The organism is Vibrio sp. TRT 21S02, assembly GCF_050113675.1.
Classification (GTDB): domain Bacteria; phylum Pseudomonadota; class Gammaproteobacteria; order Enterobacterales; family Vibrionaceae; genus Vibrio.
The window spans coordinates 1-4,091 of the sequence record NZ_JBNJOI010000044.1 but is presented as its reverse complement, the minus strand read 5'-3'; the positions used below and the strand labels follow the sequence as shown (position 1 = coordinate 4,091).

5 protein-coding genes are annotated in these 4,091 nt (G+C 40.9%); all 5 read left to right on the top strand.

The features are described from left to right. Positions 1-770 precede the first annotated feature (770 nt). The 5 genes from ACQEXU_RS21705 (at position 771) to fos (ending at position 3,888) form a co-directional block, all read left to right on the top strand. Positions 771-1,112, top strand: coding sequence for an SH3 domain-containing protein (locus ACQEXU_RS21705; RefSeq protein WP_180770966.1), 342 nt, complete (start codon positions 771-773; stop codon positions 1,110-1,112). 136 nt (positions 1,113-1,248) lie between these two features. Continuing rightward, a complete protein-coding gene (locus tag ACQEXU_RS21700) occupies positions 1,249-1,821 on the top strand; it encodes a hypothetical protein (RefSeq protein ID WP_427012272.1) in 573 nt (190 codons plus the stop codon). Positions 1,822-1,970: 149 nt separating this feature from the next. Continuing rightward, positions 1,971-2,387, top strand: coding sequence for a GFA family protein (locus tag ACQEXU_RS21695; protein ID WP_023586001.1), 417 nt, complete (start codon positions 1,971-1,973; stop codon positions 2,385-2,387). Positions 2,388-2,560: 173 nt separating this feature from the next. Beyond that, entirely contained in the window at positions 2,561-3,352 is a 792-nt protein-coding gene (locus ACQEXU_RS21690; protein WP_111416434.1) for a DUF3800 domain-containing protein, read from the top strand. Between the two features lie 137 nt (positions 3,353-3,489). Next, complete coding sequence (gene fos / locus ACQEXU_RS21685) at positions 3,490-3,888, top strand: FosG/FosC2-related fosfomycin resistance glutathione transferase (protein WP_130546177.1); 399 nt, start codon at positions 3,490-3,492, stop codon at positions 3,886-3,888. Positions 3,889-4,091: the final 203 nt, after the last annotated feature.

The following is a 4,091-nucleotide window of genomic DNA, read 5'->3' as shown; positions in this document are numbered from 1 at the left end:
GGTAACAAATGGGATTTACTGCAACTAAACAGAGCAACCAAATAGCACGCACATAACAATAAATTTAAGAGTGATTCATAACGCTTGGCGCCCTCACTTCAAGTCAGTTTAGTGTTTATGGCACAATGCTTTAGGTAAGGTGTAAGCGTTGTTCACACCTTAATTTGGCGTTATGTTTACTTGTAATTCAAAGGCTTAAAGGTCTTAGGCTCTAGTTCTTTGTCCCTTAAGCAATTCGTCCCTAGTAGACTCAGCAAATCCGCATTGTCGGCCTAAGTTCTTGAATCACTCAACCCGTAAAACATGCCAATGTTCGCGGGTTGCTTCATTGTCAGGTCGTGGCGGTCGGTTGTTTGTGTAGCTGGCTCTAAGTCGCTTTTGGATTCTTAGCCAATTAGCATTTCGGCTTGGCAGTTGTCTCGGCAATTCAACACTGTTTTGCGCTTTGGTTGGAAAGAAAGGGTATTTGTTGGAGCTAAGTTGGGTTGCCTCATTGGGCAGGGAAGTGGAATGATTCGTTTCTAGTTGGTCGCCTTTGGCGGCCAAGTTGGTTTCAGCCTTGTGGTTTGCTTCAGAAAACTAGTTAGAAATAGCAGTTTTTTCTCAAGTGAATCATATATTTGTGGTAAAACATAACAAACAATTCAACAGTGATTCGCAACGCTTGGCGCTCTCACTTCGGGTTGAATTTAGTGTTTAGGGCGCAGAGTTCAACTTCAGTGCTTGCGCTGCTCACACGTTAATTGGGCGTTATGTACTTTGGAGAAAATATGGAAGTTGTTACTACTGAAAAACACGTCTCAGAATATCCCAATCCGTTTTATTTGAAGCAAGGTGACAAAGTAGCTCTAGGTACAATTGATGACGAGTTCCCCAACTGGATCTTTATAACCAGTGTCGAAGGGGAGCAGGGTTGGGCTCCAGTTCAATATATCGAGAAGATTGAAGGAAGCTCAGAAGGTATCTTGCTTGAAGACTATGACAATGTTGAGCTTAATACTGTCATTGGCGAAAAACTTTCTGTGCTATTCGAACTTAATGAGTGGTATCGAGTTTCGAGGTCAACGGGTGAAATAGGTTGGGTACCAGTGCGCTCGGTACAACGTACATAACAAGCAATTTAAGAGGGATTCACAACGCTCGGCATTTTTGCTTCTACTTCAATTTTAGTGTTTATGGCACAATGTTTTAGATTGGGTGGAGGCGTTGTTCACCCCTTAATTGGGCGTTATGTGCTCTGGAGGAGTAATGAATAGAGTCGAACAAATAATCCGTTCAACTGACGTGAAAGTTCGTAGGGATATAGCTCTAGAGTCGACTTGGTTATATGGTGATTATGAGCATATGGTAGAGGAGGCACTGTCTTTTCATTGCCCTACATGTAACGTCAGTGACCTTTTAAAATTACAATTATCTCAGTTGTATCACCAAGGGTATGTTGTTATTGAAAATATTGCAGTCGCAGTTCCTGTTACTTCGGTACTGTCGGTTTTAGAGCGCATCAGTGATATCGGTAATGGTCGAGGTAAATTGAGAAACATCTCAGACCAAGTGGGTTTTAAAGTCCTGCATACTCATTTTGGACAATCTTCGTTTATCGTTGAAAACTGGGCTAATCACGCGAAGCGCACCAAGTTACAAGATCAGAACTTGAATATGGAAACAATGTACCAGTCGTTAATTGAGTCAATCTCGAACGACTACAAAACAGGTGAGTGGGTTGTATACAGCAAGCATAATGGCTCAATTACAATTTGGGGTTTGTGGCTACATGAAGCTGGTGATGACGCTTTGGTTCGTGAACTAAAAGCACGCACATAACAAGCAATTTAAGAGGGATTCACAACGCTCGGCATTTTTGCTTCTACTTCAAGTTTAGTGGTTATGGCACAATGCTTTAGGTTAGGGTGGAGGCGTTGTTCACCCCTTAATTGGGCGTTATATGTTTCATCAATTTAGGAGTTATTTCAATGTCTTATTCTAAGGCTAGTTGCCTTTGTGGTTCTGTGAAAATTACGGCAGAAAACATCAACCCTAAGTTTACAGTTTGTCATTGTCAGTCATGTCGAATTTGGGGAGGTGCTCCATTTTTTGCGGTGAAGTGTGGAACTCAAGTGAAAGTAGAAGGGGAAGATAAAGTCAAAATGTACAAGTCTTCCTCGTGGGCTTCTCGAGGTTTTTGTACAGAGTGCGGAACTCATTTGTTCTATAAATTTAAAGAAACAGGTGAGTACAATATGCCAGTAGGCTTGTTTCCAAATCTTGAAGGATTGGAAATGGACATGCAATATTTTAGCGATATGCGGCCAAGTTATTACTGCTTTGCTAATGAGACCAAGGAAATGACTACTGAAGAAATCATGGCCTACTTTGCGGATAAGGTGTAACCAAACATATAACAAGGCATTTAAGAGTGACTCACAACGCTTGGCGATCTCAGTTTAAACTTAGCTTTAGTGTTTAAGGTGCAATGGTTTGGGTTCGGTGTTTTGCGTTGTTCGCACCTTAATGCGGCGTTAGGTACTTTATCGTTTACAAATGAATATTGTGGAGGTGCGGGGTGCAACAAGGAAAACTCATCTGGCATGTAGCATGTGACGAATCTGGTGTCGGGGGGCAAAAATATTACGGATTTGGTTCTTTGTGGATGAAGTATCAAAGACGTGGTGATTTTGCTCAAAAGGTTAGAGAGCTTCGTGACAAGCATAGATACCACGATGAAATTAAGTGGCAAAAAGCCCATAAAAAACACTATGCTGAATTTTATTCAGATTTGATAGATATGTTTTTTAAACATCAATGGTTAGCGTTTCATTGTATTGTTATCAGAAAGGGTATGGTGAACAAGCAATATCATGGTGGTGATTATGATCTTGCTATGCGAAAGCACTTTACTAAGTTAATCACGACGAAAATTTCAGCCGTTAAAAAAGCTCATCCGAATCGACAGTGTGAATTTAGAATTGAAGTTGACCCGATAGCCTCTCGATATGATAAAGCAGATGAAGCTTTTCATATTATAGCTAACCGAACTCTTCGCCGTAGCTTTAATGGAGAAAACCCTATTAAGTCCGTTGTCGAAAAAGACTCAAAGAAATCAGAAAATATTCAAATTTCCGACTTTCTGTTAGGTGCCGTTATGAGTGCTTTTCAAGGTGCTGCTACATCACCTGCTAAGCTAAAAGTCGCTGAGAAAGTCGCACAATATTTAGGGTGGGATTCTTTGGGGTACGATACCAAACCGCATGAAAGGAAGTTCAATATTTGGTATTTTCATGACCGTACTCAAGGGATCAGAGAGGTTGAAACTAAGCCTGTTGAGCTAAAGTATGCGCTTCCTAAACGTACCTAACAAGCAATTTAAGAGGGATTCACAACGCTTGGCATTTTTGCTTCTACTTCAAATTTAGTGTTTATGGCACAATGTTTTAGGTTGGGTGGAGGCGTTGTTCACCCCTTAATTGGGCGTTATGTTTACGGGAGAAAATGGTGATTTTAGGGCTCAATCATATAACCATTGCAGTTAGTGATTTAGAACGCTCTCTTAAGTTTTATCGAGAGACGTTGGGGTTCACTGCTCATGTTAAGTGGGACAATGGGGCTTACTTATCAGTAGGTGAACTCTGGTTTTGCCTTTCTCACGATGACCCTTGCCCCAAAAATGACTATACCCACGTAGCTTTTGATATCGAACCAAAAGAGTTTGAAGCCTTTGCGAAGCGTGTAGTTTCATCGGGTGTGGAAGTTTGGAAACAGAATAAGAGTGAAGGACAATCACTTTATATCTTAGACCCAGATGGCCATAAACTAGAGATACACTCAGGTTCCCTTAAAAGCAGGTTAGAATCCCTAAGAACTAAGCCGTATAGCGGACTCGTTTGGCTTTAAACATAACAATAAATTTAAGAGTGATTCACAACGCTCGGCGCTCTCACTTCAAGTCAGTTTAGTGTTTATAGCACAATGCTTTATGTAAGGTGGTAGCGTTGTTCACACCTTAATTTGGCGTTAGGCGCAGTATGAAATTTCTTGGTTCAAATCTCCAATTTCTCTTTAGCCATTTGTTCTAGTTTTTCGGCAATTTGGCTTTA